The sequence below is a fragment of the Vibrio sp. 1402 genome, assembly GCF_033340275.1.
Window position 1 is genome coordinate 1 of record NZ_JAWOWE010000786.1, and the last position, 503, is coordinate 503.

Sequence of the window (503 nt, forward strand, 5' to 3'; positions counted from 1 at the left end):
CATCACTTACCACGATGGCTTCACGCTGCAAGATTTAGTCTCTTACAAGCACAAACATAACGAAGCCAATGGCGAAGAGAACCGCGATGGCCACGGTGACAACCGCTCAGAAAACTACGGCGTAGAAGGCGAGACGGAAAACATCATGATCATCGCCACGCGTGAGAAGCAAAAACGCAACCTGATTGCGAGCTTGCTCTTTGCGTTTGGTATTCCGCACATTTTGACCGCCGATGTATTGTCACACTCGCAAGGTGGCAACAACAACGCCTACTGCCAAGACAATAAAACCAGTTGGATCAACTGGAGCGAGACGGAGCGCAAAGCGCACTTCAAAACTTGGATGGCGCAAATGGTCGCAAACCGTCACCAATACATGGTGCCTTTCATCCGTGCTTTCAGCGGCGAAAATCGCAACAACAACCGTATTTTCTGGCGTCGAACCGATGGCCGATTAATGGAACACGACGACTGGAACCGATTAAGCTCCGTAGCGCTTCACT

The 503-nt window shown here is 50.5% G+C and carries 1 pseudogene; it reads left to right on the top strand.

Annotated features, from left to right (window positions below):
• Positions 1–503 (top strand): annotated as a pseudogene (locus tag R7044_RS28495) (glycogen debranching enzyme); the annotation flags it as partial.